Origin of the sequence: Motilibacter aurantiacus, from assembly GCF_011250645.1 — a bacterium.
Taxonomy (GTDB): domain Bacteria; phylum Actinomycetota; class Actinomycetes; order Motilibacterales; family Motilibacteraceae; genus Motilibacter_A; species Motilibacter_A aurantiacus.
On the sequence record NZ_JAANNO010000037.1, the window covers coordinates 1 to 792 of the forward strand.

A 792-nucleotide genomic window follows, 5' to 3' on the forward strand; every position below is an offset into this window, starting at 1 on the left:
TCGCAGGTACCCTAACTTCGGTTCAGGGGCGGGGACGGGTAGGGGAGCGTCGTGCCGTGGGTGAAGCGGCCCTGTAAGGGAGCCGTGGACGCGGCACGAGTGAGAATTCAGGCATGAGTAGCGAAAGCAGGGTGAGAATCCCTGCCGCCGGATGACCAAGGGTTCCTGGGCCAGGCTGTTCCGCCCAGGGTGAGTCGGGACCTAAGGCGAGGCCGACAGGCGTAGTCGATGGACAACGGGTTGATATTCCCGTACCCGTCGTGACGCGCCCATGCTGAGGCCGGGGATGCTAAGCCCCTGAAGCCCTTCCTGCTTTCGGGCGGGTTGGTGTGGAGGCGGCGGACCGATCCGGTAGTAGGCAAGCGATGGGGTGACGCAGGAAGGTAGGCCAGCCCGGGCGGTGGTTGTCCCGGGGTAAGGGTGTAGGGCGAGCCGTAGGTAAATCCGCGGCTCTTGTGCCTGAGACCTGATGCCGAGCCAATTGTGGCGAAGTGGCTGATCCTATGCTGCCGAGAAAAGCCTCTAGCGAGTGTCGCGGCGGCCCGTACCCCAAACCGACACAGGTGGTCAGGTAGAGAATACCAAGGCGATCGAGCGAACCGTGGTCAAGGAACTCGGCAAAATGCCCCCGTAACTTCGGGAGAAGGGGGGCCATGTCTGGTGACGGCATTCACTGCCTGAGCTGGGTGTGGCCGCAGAGACCAGCGAGAAGCGACTGTTTACTAAAAACACAGGTCCGTGCGAAGTCGCAAGACGATGTATACGGACTGACGCCTGCCCGGTGCTGGAACG

At 62.5% G+C, this 792-nt stretch carries 1 rRNA gene; it reads left to right on the forward strand.

Annotated elements, in window-relative coordinates:
- A 23S ribosomal RNA gene (locus G9H72_RS20705) occupies positions 1-792 on the forward strand; the annotation flags it as partial.